Source organism: Streptomyces sp. NPDC052036 (assembly GCF_040680495.1).
Classification (GTDB): domain Bacteria; phylum Actinomycetota; class Actinomycetes; order Streptomycetales; family Streptomycetaceae; genus Streptomyces.
This window is the reverse complement of the sequence record NZ_JBFAWW010000024.1, coordinates 45,591-61,885: the sequence shown is the minus strand read 5'-3', so window position 1 is coordinate 61,885 and position 16,295 is coordinate 45,591. Positions and strand designations below refer to the sequence as shown.

At 72.9% G+C, this 16,295-nt stretch carries 14 protein-coding genes; 2 read left to right on the top strand and 12 right to left on the bottom strand.

What is annotated here, in order from left to right; genetic code table 11:
* Positions 1-38: 38 nt before the first annotated feature.
* Both AB0L95_RS28250 and AB0L95_RS28245 read right to left on the bottom strand, forming a co-directional pair.
* Complete coding sequence (locus AB0L95_RS28250) at positions 39-1,139, bottom strand: PfkB family carbohydrate kinase (RefSeq protein ID WP_365166154.1); 1,101 nt, start codon at positions 1,137-1,139, stop codon at positions 39-41.
* Positions 1,140-1,384: 245 nt separating this feature from the next.
* On the bottom strand, positions 1,385-2,680 hold the full coding sequence (locus AB0L95_RS28245) for a glucarate dehydratase family protein (RefSeq protein WP_365166151.1): 1,296 nt from the start codon (positions 2,678-2,680) through the stop codon (positions 1,385-1,387).
* Between the two features lie 209 nt (positions 2,681-2,889).
* On the opposite strand from AB0L95_RS28245, the gene AB0L95_RS28240 reads away from it, so the two are divergent.
* Positions 2,890-3,672, top strand: a complete 783-nt coding sequence (locus AB0L95_RS28240; RefSeq protein ID WP_365166029.1) for an IclR family transcriptional regulator — start codon at positions 2,890-2,892, stop codon at positions 3,670-3,672.
* A gap of 243 nt (positions 3,673-3,915) precedes the next feature.
* A complete protein-coding gene (locus tag AB0L95_RS28235) occupies positions 3,916-5,211 on the top strand; it encodes an MFS transporter (protein WP_365166149.1) in 1,296 nt (431 codons plus the stop codon).
* Between the two features lie 16 nt (positions 5,212-5,227).
* On the opposite strand, the gene AB0L95_RS28230 is transcribed toward AB0L95_RS28235, so the two are convergent.
* From AB0L95_RS28230 to hrcA, 10 genes are all read right to left on the bottom strand, one after another.
* Positions 5,228-6,226, bottom strand: a complete 999-nt coding sequence (locus AB0L95_RS28230; RefSeq protein ID WP_365166026.1) for an adenosine deaminase — start codon at positions 6,224-6,226, stop codon at positions 5,228-5,230.
* Between the two features lie 20 nt (positions 6,227-6,246).
* Entirely contained in the window at positions 6,247-7,152 is a 906-nt protein-coding gene (locus tag AB0L95_RS28225) for a ribonuclease Z (RefSeq protein WP_365166024.1), read from the bottom strand.
* Between the two features lie 6 nt (positions 7,153-7,158).
* Positions 7,159-7,512: a histidine triad nucleotide-binding protein gene (locus AB0L95_RS28220; protein ID WP_365166022.1), complete on the bottom strand. Its 354-nt coding sequence runs from the start codon at positions 7,510-7,512 to the stop codon at positions 7,159-7,161.
* A gap of 126 nt (positions 7,513-7,638) precedes the next feature.
* On the bottom strand, positions 7,639-10,857 hold the full coding sequence (locus AB0L95_RS28215; RefSeq protein WP_365166019.1) for a S41 family peptidase: 3,219 nt from the start codon (positions 10,855-10,857) through the stop codon (positions 7,639-7,641).
* A gap of 90 nt (positions 10,858-10,947) precedes the next feature.
* Positions 10,948-11,514 (bottom strand): hypothetical protein, encoded by a 567-nt coding sequence (locus AB0L95_RS28210; RefSeq protein ID WP_365166017.1) that lies wholly within the window; start codon positions 11,512-11,514, stop codon positions 10,948-10,950.
* Between the two features lie 86 nt (positions 11,515-11,600).
* On the bottom strand, positions 11,601-11,993 hold the full coding sequence (locus tag AB0L95_RS28205; RefSeq protein WP_365166015.1) for a VOC family protein: 393 nt from the start codon (positions 11,991-11,993) through the stop codon (positions 11,601-11,603).
* Positions 11,994-12,009: 16 nt separating this feature from the next.
* Positions 12,010-12,747 carry a 16S rRNA (uracil(1498)-N(3))-methyltransferase gene (locus AB0L95_RS28200; protein ID WP_365166012.1) on the bottom strand — a complete coding sequence of 246 codons (738 nt, stop codon included), beginning with the start codon at positions 12,745-12,747 and terminating at the stop codon, positions 12,010-12,012.
* Positions 12,744-13,820, bottom strand: a complete 1,077-nt coding sequence (locus AB0L95_RS28195) for a nitronate monooxygenase (protein ID WP_365166009.1) — start codon at positions 13,818-13,820, stop codon at positions 12,744-12,746. The genes AB0L95_RS28200 and AB0L95_RS28195 overlap by 4 nt, the downstream gene beginning before the upstream one ends.
* Before the next feature lie 203 nt (positions 13,821-14,023).
* Complete coding sequence (gene dnaJ, locus AB0L95_RS28190; protein WP_365166007.1) at positions 14,024-15,160, bottom strand: molecular chaperone DnaJ; 1,137 nt, start codon at positions 15,158-15,160, stop codon at positions 14,024-14,026.
* Positions 15,161-16,177: a heat-inducible transcriptional repressor HrcA gene (hrcA, locus tag AB0L95_RS28185; protein ID WP_365166004.1), complete on the bottom strand. Its 1,017-nt coding sequence runs from the start codon at positions 16,175-16,177 to the stop codon at positions 15,161-15,163.
* Positions 16,178-16,295: the final 118 nt, after the last annotated feature.

Genomic DNA, 16,295 nt, shown 5'->3' with positions numbered 1-16,295 from the left:
CGATCGCCCAACGTGCGCACGTCGATCGCCGGAAGCGCTCACGCCGATCGGCGGAACCCGATCGTCGGTACGGCGCGCCGCCGCGGCCAGGGCTCCACACGCCCCTCCGGGACCAGCCGGTCGAGGAACGCGTACCGGGTGAGGGCCGCCGGGTCCTGGTCCTCGTAGGACTGGACCCGGCGCCACCACGCGGCGACCTCGGACCATCCGGGCGCCGACAGCGATCCGCCGAACTCCTGCACCGAGAGCGCGGCCGTCAGGCCCGCGAAGGCGAGGCGGTCGGCGAGCGGCCACTCGGCCAGCGTGCCGGTGACGAAGCCCGCGACGAAGACATCCCCCGCGCCCGTCGGGTCCAGCGCCTCGACGGCGATCGCGGGCACGGCGGCCGTGTCGCCGGTGCGCCCGTCCACGGCGTACGCGCCCTCCGCGCCGAGGGTGACCACGGCCAGCGGCACATGGGCGCTCAGCGCGTGCGCGGCGGCGCGCGGGCAGTCGGTGCGCGTGTACCGCATGGCCTCCTCGGCGTTCGGCAGGAACGCCTCGCAGTGTTCGAGGTCGGCCAGGCCCGCGAGATCCCAGGCCCCGGTCTCGTCCCAGCCGACGTCGGCGAAGATACGGGTGCCCCGCTTCGCGGCCTCGGCGATCCAGGGGGCGCGCCGGCCCGGGGTCAGCGCGGCGACGGCGGCCCGGGCACGGGGCGGGCAGGCGGGTGCGGGCTGTTCCGGCGGCGGCTCGTGGCCGTGGGAGACCATGGTCCGCTCGCCCTCGTACGCCATGGAGACGGTGACCGGGGAGTGCCAGCCGGGGACCCGCCGGGACGGCGAGAGGTCGATGCCCTCGCCCTGTTCCAGCTCATCCCAGCAGTACTCGCCGTAGTGGTCGTCGCCGAAGGCCGCGGCCAGGGAGGTCTTCAGACCGAGCCGGGCCAGCGCGGTGGCCATGTTGGCGACACCGCCGGGGCTCGACCCCATCCCGCGCGCCCAGGACTCGGTGCCGCGCACGGGGGCGGATTCCAGGCCGGTGAAGATGATGTCGAGGAAGACCGTCCCGGTGAGGTACACGTCCCGGGGCGGGTCCCCCGGCGTGCGCAGGGCGGCCAGGGGGTCGACCTGGGAGGGGTGGTGCGGCCCGTCCCCGATATGGGGATGGGGGTGCGGCTTCTCCTGCGTGCCGGGGTGGCGGTGCGGCGGTCCCTCTCCGGTGGTGGTGGTCACGGTGGGCTCCCTGACGTGGTGCGGATCCAGCCAGTGTGCACCAATCGTCACAGTGCGCGGCGGCGGTTGGCCGCAGCCGATACCCACGGCCGACACCCACGGCCATGCCCCACAGCCGTCAGCCGTCAGCCGTCAGCCGTCAGCCGCGATCGTCATGCGGGGCCGTGCGCCTACCAGCGGGGCACCACCGGAGTGACCCAGCCGGGATCCGCGACGCGCATCGCCGCGTCGTCGTCGCGCTCGCGCAGGGTGCCGTCGTCGGCGAGCCAGCGCGCGTGCAGGGCGGCCAGCCGGTCGCGGTCCAGCGTGACGCCGAGACCGGGCGCGTCCGGTACGGCGATCCTGCCGCCCTCGAAGGTGAGGCGCTCGGTGATGACGTCCTCGGACTGCCAGGGGTAGTGGGTGTCGCAGGCGTGGCGGAGGTCGGGCACGGTCGAGGCGACATGGGTCATCGCGGCGAGGGAGATGCCGAGGTGCGTGTTGGAGTGCATGGACAGCGCGACCCCGAACGTCCTGCAGACGGCGGCCAGTTCCCGGGTGTTGCGCAGCCCGCCCCAGTAGTGGTGGTCGGACAGCAGGACCTGGACGGCGCCGCGGGTGAACGCCTTCTCGATCTCCGGGAAGGTGGTCACGCACATATTGGTGGCGAGCGGTATGCCGGTGCCCGCGGCGACCTCGGCCATCGCGTCCGTCCCGAGGGCGGGGTCCTCCAGGTACTCGAGCAGGCCGCCGAGCTCCCGGGCGACCTTCAGCGAGGTCGCGACGGTCCAGGCCCCGTTGGGGTCCAGGCGCAGCGGATGCCCGGGGAACGCCTCGGCGAGGGCGCGGATCGCGGCGACCTCCTCGTCGGGCGGGAACACCCCGCCCTTGAGCTTGAAGGAGCCGAAGCCGTACCGCTCCTTGAAGGTCCGGGCCTGGGCGACCACGCCCGCCGGGTCGAGGGCGGCACCCCAGTCGTCCTGTTCGGCGGCCACGCCCTCGGGGTGGCCGGCCCATCGGTAGAACAGATACGCGCTGTACTCGACCTCGTCCCGCACCTTGCCGCCGAGCAGGGCGTGCACGGGCAGCCCGAATGCCTTGCCGAGGGCGTCGAGGCAGGCGACCTCGAAGGCGGAGACGACGGACAGCCGGAGTTTGTCGGCGGTCTGGACCCCGCGCAGCCCGCCCACGTCGAGCCGGTCGCCGGCCGGGGAGCCGTCGACGCCGATCTCGTCGGCGAGGGCGAACAGGCCGGTGGTGTCGGTCACCTGGCGGCCGATCACTCGCTGGGCGAAGGGCCGGGCGAGATCGAGGTACTTCGTGTCGCCGTAGGTCTCGCCGACCCCCGTGGTCCCGTCCGCGGTCACCACCTCCACGATCAGCCGGGGCGTGTACGGCTGGTGCACGCCCTGGGTGTTGAGCAGCGGCGGGTCGGCGACCAGGATCGGCGTCAGACGCACCTCGTCGATGGTGAGGTCGGGGCGGATCGCGGCGGTCACGGGGCGGCTCCTACGAGGTCGGGTGCGGCGGTGAGCAGGGGCATGAGCCGGTCTTCCCCTGACTGCCCTCCTCCGGCCGTCTCCCTATGGAGACAGTATCTATGTATGAAGATGAAGCCTAGGTAGGTGAACAGGACCCGTCAATGGCTCCACGCGCGCCGGGCGGCGCCCTCCCGCGCCCGGATTACGATCGGCGCATGTCAGACACAGGGGGCGTCCGCGAGGTGAAGTCGGCCGCGCGCACGGTCGAACTGCTGGAGGTGCTCGCGGCCCGCGGCGACCGTCCGGCACGGCTGCAGGAGCTGGCCGACCAGCTCTCGGTGCCGCGCAGTTCGATGTACGCCCTGCTGCAGACCCTGATCTCGCGGGGCTGGGTCCGCACGGACGTCACGGGCTCGCTCTACGGGATCGGCATCAGCGCCCTGCTGACGGGCACGGGCTATCTGGACTCCGACCCGCGCGTCCGCACGGTGCGCCCGTTCCTGGACCAGGCGTCCGAGGCGCTGGGCGAGACGATCCATCTGGGCCGCCTGGACGGCATGGACGTGGCCTATCTGGCGACCCGTGAGTCGCACGCCTATCTGCGTACGATCAGCCGGGTCGGCCGGCGGCTGCCCGCCCATGCGGGCGCGCTCGGCAAGGCGCTGCTGGCCGAACGGCCCGGCGAGGCACTGCCCCCGGGCCCCTACGCGGCACTCACCCCGAACACCCGCACGACCCGGGCGTCCCTGGCGGCGGACCTGGCCGCGACCCGCGAGCGCGGCCACGCGGTCGACCGCGAGGAGAGCGTCATCGGCATCGTCGGCTTCGGCTTCGCCCTGCGCTACGACACCCCGGCACAGGACGCGATCAGCTGCTCGGTGCCGGTGGCCCGGCTGACACCGGGGCACGAGGAACGGATCGTGGCGGTGATGCGGGAGGTACGGGCCGGGATCGAGGGGGCGGCGCCGGGCCTAGCGGGGGCGCCGCACTGGCGCTGAAACCCGGCCCAGCCACCGGAAAAGCGCTCGTTTACCCGAGCTCACCAGCCATAAACCTTATAGTGACCCAGATCACACATCCCGAGCTTTTTCTCGAACCGCGTGCTTGATACAAATTGCCCGCGCGTTCCTGTCGGTCGACGGGCGGCGCCCAACCCCCTTTTTCTGAGCCGTCCTTTCGCACGCCCTGGAACGCCCGTGTCCTCGCGCACCGCCCCGCCCTGGCCCCTCGTCGCCCTTTTCATGGCCGGGTATCTCGCCGCGTACCTCCTGCCCACCACCGTCGGCAGGCTCGACGCGGGTCTGCCGCTCTCCGCCACCGAGGCCGGCTCCATCGGCAGTGCCCTGCTGCTGAGTTCGGCCGCCGCGGGCTTTCTGCTGGCCGCCCACGTCCATCGCGTCGGCCCCCGGCGGCTGGCCCGCATCGGGCTGCTGCTCGCCGCCGCCGGATACGGCACGGCGGCCGTCAGCCACAGCATCCCCGTGGTCGTCGCGGGAGCGGTCGCCGGCGGCTTCGGGTCGGGGACGGCCACCACGGTCGCCGCGACCGGCATCGCCGCGCAGCGAAATCCGCACCAAGCCTCCACCCTGGGCCTGTTGAGCGTCTCCGCGCTCGCCGGGGCGGTCTATCTGACGGTCCCCCACCTCGGCCCGGGCCACGGCCTTCCGCTGGCCGCGATCGCGCTCACCGCCCTGCTGGTGTGGCCCGCGACCGGCCGCCTCTCCTCCCCCGCGCGCGCCGCCACGGCTCCCCGCGAAACGGGCCGGCTGCCCCATCGCGGCCCCGGGCTCGTACTGGCCGGCGGCATCCTGTGCTGGTCCCTGGCCCAGAACTCCCTGTGGGGCGTCAGCGGGCGCATCGGCCTCACCCAGGCACACCTCAGCGAGGTCACCGTCGGCCTGGTCTTCGCCGTCGCGCTCGGCGCCGGCCTGCTCGGCGTGATCGGCGCGGGCATGCTCGGGCCGCGGCTCGGCCGTGCGCTCCCCGTCGGCGCGGGCACCGCGCTCATCGCCGGCTGTATCACCCTCAGCGCCTCCGCCACCGGCCTCGGCACCTTCGCGACCGGTGAGATCGCCTGGAACGCGCTCTATCCGATCGTGCTGTCGTATCTGATCGGCCTCGCCGCCTCCCTGGACCGGCGCGGCCGCTGGGCCGTCCTCGTCGGCTCGGCGTCCTCGCTCGGCACCGCGGCCGGTCCCCTCACCGGCAGTGTGCTGGCCGCGCGGGCGGGCTTTCCGGCCATGGGCACGATCCTCGCGGCCGGCCTGCTGGCGATCGCCCTCCCGCTGGCCGCCGTGGCCCGGCAGCCGGGCGGACGCCCGCTCCTGCCGGGCGCCGTGCGCCGCCGCGGGGGCGCTCCGGCCGCCGTGGCCGCAGTGCCGTCGGGCGGCGCGGTGGGCGCGGTCGCGCCGGCCGGCGCCTGCGAACAGCCGGTCGTGGAGATCCCGTTCGACACACCGGCGGCCCCGGACCGGGGGGCCTACGGCACGGCCGGGCCCCGGCAGACGACGGCCGCGCCGGGACCCGGAACCCCGTAGCCGGGACCGGAGGCCCTCAGTTCCCGGTGAACTCGTACGCGTCCACCTCGGCGAGGTAGCGGGCCCGCCGCTCCTCGTCGTGGTCCAGGAAGGAGGCGAGGAACGAGTTGCGGGCCAGTTCGCGCATCCGCTCCGTGCTCAGCCCGAGGGCGTCGTGCACGGCGTGGAAGTTGTCCGCCACGTAGCCGCCGAAGTACGCCGGGTCGTCGGAGTTGACGGTGCACAGCAGTCCGGCGTCCAGCATCGCGGGCAGCGGGTGCTCCGCCAGGACGTCGACCGCGCGCAGCCGGACGTTGGACAGCGGGCAGAGCGTGAGCGGCACCCGCTCGCGCACCAGCCGCTCGACCAGCGCCGGGTCCTCCATGCAGCGCAGACCATGGTCGACGCGCTCGATGCCGAGCACATCGAGGGCCTCGGTGATGTACTCCGGCGGCCCCTCCTCGCCCGCGTGCGCGACCCGGCGCAGCCCGAGGGCGGCGGCGGCCTCGTACACCTCGCGGAACTTGGCGGGCGGGTGGCCGACCTCGGCGGAGTCGAGGCCGACGCCGACGATCCGGTCGAGGTAGGGCTCGGCGGCCCGCAGCGTCTCCATCGCCGAGTCGGCGGACTCGTCCCGCAGGAAGCACATGATCAGCTGGGTGGAGACGCCGTGGTTCTCCTCGCTGCGGCCGAGCGCGCGCCACAGGCCCTCGACGACCGTCCCCATGGGGACACCCCGGGCGATATGGGCCTGCGGGTCGAAGAAGATCTCGGCGTGGCGCACGCCCTGTGCGGCGGCCCGCTCCAGATACGCGTTGGCGAGATCCTCGAAGTCCCGCTCGGTCCGCAGCACGGCCATCAGCTCGTAGTACAGGTTCAGGAAGGACTGGAGGTCCTCGAAGGCGTAGGCCTTGCGCAGGTCGTCGGTGTCGGCGTACGGCAGTTCGACGGCATTGCGGGCGGCCAGCTCGAAGGCCAGCTCCGGCTCCAGGGTGCCTTCGACGTGAAGGTGCAGTTCAGCTTTGGGGAGGGGCATCAAAGCATCGTAAGGCCTGGTCAGGGCCGTTTCGGGACCGGCACCCTGAGCAGGTCGTGCGCCACGGTCAGCTCTCCCTCGAACCCGGCGGCCCGCGCCTGCCGTTCGAACTCCTCCGGCTCCGAGTAGCGCTGGCTGAAGTGCGTGAGGACCAGGTGCCGCACCCCGGTCTCCCGGGCCACCCGCGCCGCCTGACCAGCCGTCAGATGGCCGTACTCGACGGCGAACTGTTCATCCTCGTCGAGGAAGGTGGACTCGATGACGAGGAGGTCGCAGCCCTCCGCGAGGGCGTACACCCCCTCGCAGAGGCGGGTGTCCATGACGAACGCGAACCGCTGTCCGCGCCGCACCTCGCTCACGGTCTCCAGCAGGACACCGCCGAGGGAGCCCTCGCGCTGGAGACGGCCCACGTCGGGGCCGGTGATCCCGTGCTCGGCGAGCCGCTCGGGCAGCATCCGCCGCCCGTCGGGCTCGATCAGCCGGTAGCCGAACGACTCCACGGGGTGGGAGAGCCGGCGCGCTTCGAGCGTGTACGCCCCGGTCGTCGCGAGCACCCCGTCCTCGGCGACCGGTGCCTCGGTCAGCGAAACGGTCTCGCGGTAGGCGGTGGCGTACCGCAGCCGCTCGAAGAACCGCTGCCCCGACCGCGGGTAGTGCGCGGTGATCTCGTGCGGCACCTTGTCCAGGTTGATCCGCTGGATGACCCCGGCCAGCCCCAGCGCGTGGTCCCCGTGGAAGTGCGTGACACAGATCCGGTGCAGATCGTGGGCGGCGACGCCGGCGCGGAGCATCTGCCGCTGGGTGCCCTCGCCAGGGTCGAAGAGGATGCCCTCGCCGTCCCAGCGCAGCAGATAGCCGTTGTGGTTGCGCTGCCGGGTCGGGACCTGGCTGGCGGTGCCGAGCACCACCAGTTCACGGGCCGACATGGCGCGTCATCCGGGGGGCCACTGCAGACCGCGGCCGCCGAGCACATGGGCGTGGGCGTGCCAGACGGTCTGCCCGGCGCCGCTGCCGGTGTTGAAGACGACGCGGTAGCTCTCCAGCTTTTCCTGCGCGGCGACCTCACCGGCCTCGCGGAGCACATCGGCGGCCACGGACGGTGCGGCGGCGGCGAGGGTCGCGACGTCCCGGTGGTGGAGCCTCGGGATGACCAGTATGTGCGTGGGTGCCTGGGGGTTGATGTCCTGGAAGGCGATCGTGGTGTCGGTCTCCCGGACGATCGTCGCCGGGATGTGCCCCGCGACGATCTTGCAGAACAGGCAGTCCTCCTGCGGCTCTCCCGCCATGTGCGTGCCTCCTCCTCACACGGGCTGATCACTACGACGGCATCGTATCGGGCGCCGCCCGCCCGCCGGTCCGGAAGGGGCCGGAGGGCGGGCGGGGCCGGAAAACCTCCGCCGCGGTACGGCGGTTCACAGGGTCGGCAGCTCCGGGGGACGCTTCGCCGGGCGCTCCTCCAGGGCGGCCAGCGCCAGCCGCACCGCCTCGTCGAGCTGGACGTCCCGCCCGGCCGCGTGATCCTGGGGAGTCTGGACCACCTCGATGTCGGGATCGACCCCGTGGTTCTCCACGCCCCACCCGGGACCTTCCAGCCAGAACGCGTACTTCGGCTGGGTCACCAGCGTCCCGTCGACCAGCCGGTACTTGCTGTCGATGCCGATGACACCGCCCCAGGTCCGCGTCCCGACCACCGGCCCGATGCCGAGCGCCTTGACCGCCGCGTTGACGATGTCGCCGTCCGAGCCGGAGAACTCGTTGGCGACGGCGACGACCGGACCGCGCGGAGCGTCCTCCGGGTAGCTGTACGCCCGCAGTCCGCGCGGCAGGTCCCAGCCCACGATCCGCCGTGCCAGCTTCTCCACGACCAGTTGGGAGGTGTGGCCGCCCCGGTTCTCCCGGACGTCCACGACCAGTCCCTCCCGGACGACCTCGATCCGCAGATCGCGGTGGAGCTGCGCCCACCCGGAGCCCACCATGTCCGGCACATGCAGATAGCCGAGCCGGCCGCCGGACTTCTCGTGCACATACGCCCGCCGGTCCGCGACCCACGCGTGGTACCGCAGCGGCTCCTCGTCCGCGATCGGCACGACGACGACATGCCGTGGATCGCCCCCGCCCGCGGGCGAGACGGTCAGCTCCACCGGTTTGCCCGCCGTCCCGACCAGCAGCGGTCCCGGCCCGGCCACCGGGCCCACCGGCAGGCCGCCGACCGCCACGATCGCGTCCCCGGCCCGTACCGCCACGCCGGGCGCGGCGAGCGGCGCCCGGGCGTCCGGGTCGGAGGTCTCCGACGGCAGCACCCGGTCGATGCGCCAGCTGCCGTCCGGGTGCCGGGAGATGTCGGCCCCGAGCAGTCCCTGCCGGCGGTCCGCGCCGGACCCGTAGCCGCTCGGTGTGACATACGCGTGCGAGGTGCCCAGTTCGCCCTGCACCTCCCACAGGAGGTCCACCAGGTCGTCGTGCGTGGCGATGCGCTCCAGGACCGGCCGGTACCGGTCCAGCACACCGTCCCAGTCGACCCCGCCGAGGTCGGGCCGCCAGAAGTTGTCGCGCATGAGGCGGCCGGCCTCGTCGTACATCTGCCGCCATTCGGCCGCCGGGTCGACGGTCTGCCGGATCCGGGACAGGTCCACGGTGATGTTGGCATCGCTGTCGTCGTCGTTCGGGGCGCGGCGGTCGCTCGGTACGACCTTGAGCTTGCCGTCGGTCCACAGCAGCACCCGCTTGCCGTCGCCGCTGACCGTGAAGTGGTCGGCGTCCGAGGCGAGATGCTCGATGCGCTGCTGGACGAGGTCGTAGCGCTCCAGCTCGGACTGGGGATCGGGGTCGTCGGGGGTGGCCCGTGAGGTGCCGAGGACTCCGCGCACCGGGTGCCGCAGCCAGAGCACGCCGTCCTTGGCGGCCCGCAGGCCGGAGTAGCGCGCGGCCTCGACGGGGAACGGCACGATCCGGTCGGCGAGTCCCTCCAGGTCGACCCGGGTCGCGGGGGCGCCCTCGCTGTCGGGTGTCTCGTCCTTGTCGGGCGTCTCGAAGGGACGGCCGTGCCGCTGAGGCCCGAAGGGGGACGGGGTGGTGGCGGCGAGGGTGATCAGGTGCGGCCGGGAACCGCCCACGAAGGCCAGGTCGAAGACGTGCTCGTCGTAGACGGGGTCGAAGGAGCGTGCCGAGAGGAACGCCAGGTGCTTGCCGTCCAGGGTGAACGCGGGCGCGTAGTCCCGGAAGCGGAGCGGGGTCGCCTCCGTGACCGACAGATCGGCCGTGTTGGCGAGCTTGAGCTGGCGCAGCGGGCGGGGGCCGGGGTGCGACCAGGCCAGCCAGGCCGAGTCCGGGGAGAAGACGAGCCCGTCGGCCTCGCCGTCCTCGCTGCGGTCGACCTCGCGCACCTCGCCACTGTCCCGCTCGACGAGCAGCACCCGCCCGTCGTGCGCGGCGACCGCGATCCGGCTGCCGTCGGGGGCCACCGCGAGCCCGAGCACCCGGCCGAGGCGCCCGCCGGCGAGCCGCCGGGGGGTGGCGCCGGGCGCGACTCCGGTGGCGGGCGCGAACTCCAGCGCGTCGTCGCCCTCCGCGTCCGTCACCCACACCACCCACTCCTCGCCGTCCGCGCGGAAGGTGCGCGGCAGCCGGGCCCGTACCCCGTGCCCGGCGGCGAGCGCGCGGGCGGGCCCGGAGCGGTGGGTGATCCAGTGGACGGCGCCGCGCACCGAGATCGCGCTGCCGCGTCCGGTGCGGTCGGGCGAGGCGGCCCCGAACCAGCGGCTCGCGCTCACCGGATACGGCTGCAGATCCACACATTGTCCGCCGAGCCGGATGTCGAGCCGGCGGGGCTCGGCGCCGTCCAGGTCCTCCAGGAGCCAGAGTTCACCGGCGGAGGAGTACACGACCCGGGTTCCGTCGGTGGCCGCGTGCCGGGCGTAGAAGTGGTCGAGGGGGGTGTGGCGGCGCAGGTCCGAGCCGTCGGCGAGCGACGAGTACAGCGCTCCGACGCCCTCGTGGTCGGAGAGGAAGGCGATGCGTTCCCCGACCCAGCACGGGTACTCGATGTTGCCGTCGATGTCCTCGTGGAGCCGTACGAACTCCCCGGTCCCTTCGCCGTCGGCGGACCGTTCGATCCACAGCTTGCCGGCCGTGCCGCCGCGGTACCGCTTCCACCAGGCGGCCTCGCGGCCCATGGGCGCGCTCAGCAGCACGGTGGCCGGGCCGTGGGCGACCTCGCCGACAGGCCCGTACGGCAGGGTGGTGGCCGGTCCGCCGTCCAGCGGTACGGCGTGCGCCCAGGTGCGGCGCAGGGAGGCCTGGCCGACCGTGCTGAGGGCGAGTACCCGTCCGTCGGGGGTCCAGCCGCGCACCTGGGTCTTGCCACTGCCCCAGTGGGTCAGGCGCTGGGCGGGGCCGCCGTCGATCGGGGCGGCATACACCTCGGGAGCGCCGTCGTGGGTGGAGGTCCAGGCCACGGTCTGACCGTCCGGGGATATCCGGGGGTGGTTGACCGGGACGTTGTCGGCGCTGACCCGCCAGGCACGGCCGCCGTCGAGCGGGGCGACCCAGACGTCGTCCTCGGCGGTGAAGGCGACCAACTCGCCGTGCAGATGCGGGAAGCGGAGGTACGCGGGCGATGTGGACTGAGTCACCAGGTCACCCTAAGCAGCAAGTGTGTTCACGGACAGGGGTTTTGTCAGTCGCCCCGGATCGTCATGCTGGGTCGTACGGGGTCGTACGGATCATTTGCCCTGGACGGGCCAGCAGGTGGGGTCGCCCTGGCACCAGATGGTCCTCGTCACGGTGACGGTGGGTCCGGGCAGGCCGGGGGCCGGCTGGTAGGTGCCGGGCTGCTGGTACGTCGGTGTCGGGGCGGCGTCGCAGTTGCCGAGGCCGCTGACATGGAACCACTGCCTGCCGCCCACGGTGGCCCGCAGGTCCCCGCGGACGCATCTGCCGTCGACGACCCGGGTGATCCTGCCCTTGACGGTGATGTCCTTGTCGTCGCCGGTCTTGCCCTGGCAGTCGACGCTGACGACGGTGGTCTGGGTCGGTGCGGGTGTGCCGGCGGAGCGGGTGGCGGTGCCGCCGGTGCCGTAGCCGCCCGTGCAGCTGAGCCAGCGCACGGTCACATGGTGCCGCTGGAGCTCCCTGGTCGCGGTCTGGTCGGTGGTGTACGCCGCCGCCACGGTGCTCAGGTCACCGGGCTGGCACGCCACGGCCGCGCCCATGGCGACCGCCACGAGTCCGGTCGCCGCCAGGGCCCGCCGTCCCCGCGGGCGCCGCCGAATCCGCCTCAATGCCCCCATGGAGGGCAGCCTGCCACTCTCCCGCCGCCGGCGGTAGAGCGCATAGGGCCACCGAGCGCCCCCTTGTCACGCCTCCCGACGCGCCGTCAGCCGCGCAGCAGAAGCCATTCCTGGAGTTCCACGAGGTTGCCCTCGGGGTCCTTGAGGTGGGCGACGCGCATACGGTCGGTCAGGGGGGCCGGGCCGTGCAGAAGGGTCACGCCACGGGAGGTGATGCGCTCGCAGTACGCGTCCAGGTCGTCCACGCGCAGCACCACGAGCGAGCGGTGGCCCGTCGCGGCGTCGCCCAGTTCGCCCAGGACGCGGGCCATCATCGCCCGGTCCTGGAGGGCGATGCCGGCCGAGCCGACAGTGGGAGAGAACTTCTCGTACGGGCCGTCCTCGGCTCCCGACTGGGGCTTGAGGCCGAGGACGTCGGCGTAGAACCGGTAGCAGGCGGCGAAGTCCGAGACCAGCAGCCGTACCTGGGCGAGTTCCATGGTGTACCCCCGAAGGTCAGGACCAGCGTCCGGTGCGGCCGAGCAGCAGCGCGGCCGCCGCGGTGCCGGCGGTCGAGGTGCGCAGCACGGTGTGCCCCAGCCGGAAGGCCCGCGCGCCCGCCTCCTCGAACAGGGTCAACTCCTCGGGGGCGACGCCTCCTTCGGGCCCGACGACCAGCACGATCTCGCCCTCGGTGGGGAGTTCCACGGCCGCAAGAGGGTCCTCGCCGCTCTCGTGCAGGACCGCCGCGAAGTCGGCCTCGGCAAGAAGTGCCGCGACCTGCTTGGTCGTCGCCGCGTCCGCGACCTCGGGGAAGCGCACCCGGCGGGACTGCTTGCCCGCCTCGCGGGCGGTGGCCCGCCACTTGCCGAGGGCCTTCAGCCCCCGGTCGCCCTTCCACTGGGTGATGCAGCGGGAGGCCTGCCAGGGGACGATCGCGTCGACGCCGACCTCGGTCATGGTCTCCACTGCCAGCTCGCCGCGGTCACCCTTGGGCAGTGCCTGGACGACGGTGATCCGGGGTGTCTGCGGCGGCTCCTCGGACACCGAGGTCACCCGGACGACCAGCCGGTCCTTGCCCTCGGTGCCGATGACCTCGCACTCCGCCCGGCGTCCGGCGCCGTCGGTCAGGACGACGGCCTCCCCCGGCCGCAGCCGCTTCACCGAGACCGCGTGCCGTCCCTCGGGGCCGTCGAGCACGAACTCCGGACCGATGGCGTCGAGCCGGTCCACGACGAACACGGGCGCCGTCATCGACCGGCACCGCCCGTGGACAACGCTGTCGCGGCCTCCCGGAGTTCCGCCGCCAGGACCTCCACCAGGCGTCCGGCGGGCAGGTCACGGGCCAGGCGGTGGCCCTGACCGGCGAACAGCGACATGCCCTGCGGGTCGTCGGCCTTGGCGGCCGCCTTGCGCAGCGGCGAGGTGAGGTGGTTGATCTCGGGGTAGGCGGCGGGCGTGTACGGTCCGTGCTCCCGCATGAACCGGTTGACCAGGGCGCGGGCCGGGCGCCCGGAGAAGGCGCGCGTCAGCTCCGTCCGGACGAACAGGGGGTCGGTCAGCGCCTGCTTGTGCAGGGGGTGCGCGCCGGACTCGGGGGTGGCGAGGAACGCGGTGCCCAGCTGGGCCGCGCTCGCGCCCGCCGCGAGCACCGCGGCGATCTGGCTGCCGCGCATGAGGCCGCCGGCCGCGACGATCGGGATGCGTACGGCCTCGCGGATCTGGGCGACCAGGGTCAGCAGCCCGATGCCGGAGCCGTCGTTCTCTGCGCTGTCGCGGTGGGTGCCCTGGTGGCCGCCGGCCTCGACGCCCTGTGCGATCACCGCGTCGGCGCCCGCCTCCTGCACGGCGAGGGCCTCCTCGGCGGTGGTCGCGGTGACCAGGGTGAAGGTGCCCGCGCGGCGCAGGGACTGAAGGACCGAGGGGGCGGGGACGCCGAAGTGGAAGGAGACCGCCGGCACCGGGTCGTCGAGGAGGACGGCGAGCTTGGCGTCGTAGCCGTCGTCGCGGCCGCTGTCGGGGTCGCCCAGCTCGGCCTTGTACCAGGTGACCTCGCCGGCGAGCTGTTCGGCGTAGACCTCGACGGCGGCGGGGTCCGCCTGATCGGGCTGTGGCATGAACACGTTCACGCCGAAGGGACGCGCGGTGAGCCCGCGGAGCTGCTTGATCTCCTGGTACATGCCGTCGGCGGTCTTGTAACCGGCGGCGAGGAACCCGAGGCCGCCCGCCTCGGACACGGCGGCCACCAGCTGCGGCACGGAGGCTCCGCCCGCCATGGGGGCCTGCACGATCGGATGGCGGAGGAGATCGGTCGGCACGGAGGACATGACGGCATGTTGTCACGTCCTTCGAACAAGTCCGAATCCGGGCTTCCGCTGGCATATGCTCCCGGAAACGTCCGCCGGTCAGGGCGGTGGGAGGGTGCTCACGGGCGGCCGGAACGGGGTCGGGAGCGGCAGCCGACGGCACCCCGGGAAGCACACCGGCGCCGGTCCGATGGGACCGGCGCCGGTGTGGTGTCCGCGGAGGGTCAGCGCCCGTTGAAGGCGTCCTTCAGGCGTGAGAACAGACCCTGCTGTCCCGGCTGGAACTGGCCCTGCGGCCGTTCCTCGCCGCGCAGCTTCGCCAGCTCCCGCAGCAGGTGCTCCTGCTCGGGGTCCAGCTTCGACGGCGTCTGCACCTCGACATGCACGACCAGGTCGCCCCGGCCGCCGCCGCGCAGATGCGTGATGCCTCGGCCGTGCAGCGGGATCGACTGCCCGGACTGCGTGCCAGGACGGATGTCGACCTCCTCCATGCCGTCCAGCGTCTCCAGCGGCACCTTGGTGCCGAGGGCCGCCGCCGTCATCGGGATGGTGACCGTGCAGTGCAGGTCGTCGCCACGGCGCTGGAAGGTCTGGTGCGGCAGCTCGTGGATCTCTACGTACAGATCGCCGGCCGGACCGCCGCCGGGGCCGACCTCGCCCTCGCCGGCGAGCTGGATCCGGGTGCCGTTGTCGACGCCCGCGGGGATCTTGACGGTGAGCGTCCGGCGGGAGCGCACCCGTCCGTCGCCCGCGCACTCCGGGCACGGGTTCGGGACGATCGTGCCGAAGCCCTGGCACTGCGGGCAGGGCCGGGAGGTCATGACCTGGCCCAGGAAGGACCGCGTGACCTGCGAGACCTCGCCGCGGCCGCGGCACATGTCACAGGTCTGCGCGGACGTGCCGGGCGCGGCGCCCTCGCCGTTGCAGGTGTTGCAGACGACGGCCGTGTCGACCTGGATGTCCTTCGTGGTGCCGAAGGCCGCCTCGTCGAGCTCGATCTCCAGCCGGATCATGGCGTCCTGGCCCCGACGGGTGCGCGAGCGCGGTCCGCGCTGCGACGCCGTGCCGAAGAACGCGTCCATGATGTCCGAGAAGTTCCCGAAGCCGCCCGCGCCGAAGCCGCCCGCGCCCGCGCCGCCCGCCTGGGACAGGGGGTCGCCGCCGAGGTCGTAGACCTGCTTCTTCTGCGGGTCCGAGAGCACCTCGTACGCGGCGTTGATCTCCTTGAACCGCTCCTGCGTCTTGGGATCAGGGTTGACGTCCGGGTGCAGCTCGCGGGCGAGCCGACGGAACGCCTTCTTGATCTCTTCCTGCGACGCGTCGCGGCGCACGCCGAGTACGGCGTAGTAGTCCGTGGCCACTTACGACTCCGCCAGGATCTGTCCGACGTACCGTGCCACCGCTCGTACCGCTCCCATCGTTCCCGGGTAATCCATGCGGGTCGGTCCGACCACGCCGAGTTTCGCTACTGCCTCGCCGCCCGAACCGTAGCCCACGGAGACGACCGACGTGGAGTTGAGTCCCTCGTGGGCGTTCTCATGGCCGATGCGCACCCGCATGGCTGGATCCTTCGCCTCACCCAGCAGCTTGAGGAGCACGACCTGCTCCTCCAGTGCCTCCAGCACGGGGCGGATGGTGAGAGGGAAGTCATGCCCGAAGCGGGTGAGATTGGCGGTGCCGCCGATGATCAGCCGCTCCTCGGTCTCCTCCACGAGGGTCTCCAGAAGGGTGGAGAGCACCGTGGAGACCGTGCCCCGGTCCTCCGGTTCGAAGGCCTCGGGCAGGTCCTGCACAAGCTGCGGGACGTCTGCGAAACGGCGGCCGGCGACCCGGCTGTTGAGTCGCGCCCGCAGATCCGCGAGTGACGTTTCTCCAAACGGCGCGGGGCAGTCGATCATGCGCTGCTCGACCCGGCCGGTGTCGGTGATCAGCACGAGCATCACCCGCGCGGGCGCCATCGCCAGCAGTTCCACGTGCCGCACCGTCGAGCGGGTCAGCGAGGGGTACTGCACGACGGCGACCTGCCGGGTGAGTTGCGCGAGCAGACGTACCGTACGCGCCACGACGTCGTCGAGGTCGACGGCGCCCTCCAGGAAGTTCTGGATCGCGCGGCGCTCGGGCGAGGTCATCGGCTTGACGGCCGCGAGCTTGTCGACGAAAAGGCGATAGCCCTTGTCCGTGGGGATGCGTCCGGCGCTGGTGTGCGGCTGGGCGATATAGCCCTCGTCCTCCAGCGCGGCCATGTCGTTGCGCACGGTGGCCGGGGAGACGCCGAGGTTGTGCCGCTCGGTGAGCGCCTTGGAGCCCACCGGCTCCTCGGTGCCCACATAATCCTGGACGATCGCGCGCAGCACTTCGAGCCTGCGTTCACTCAGCATGCGCACACCTCCAGCGATCCGTTCCCCTTGACGCTTCCCCTGGCACTCTGTGCGGGTGAGTGCCAGCATCCCCGGGCCAAGTGTACGGCCGTCGGGTACGCCCCCGGCAAGGGCGGGC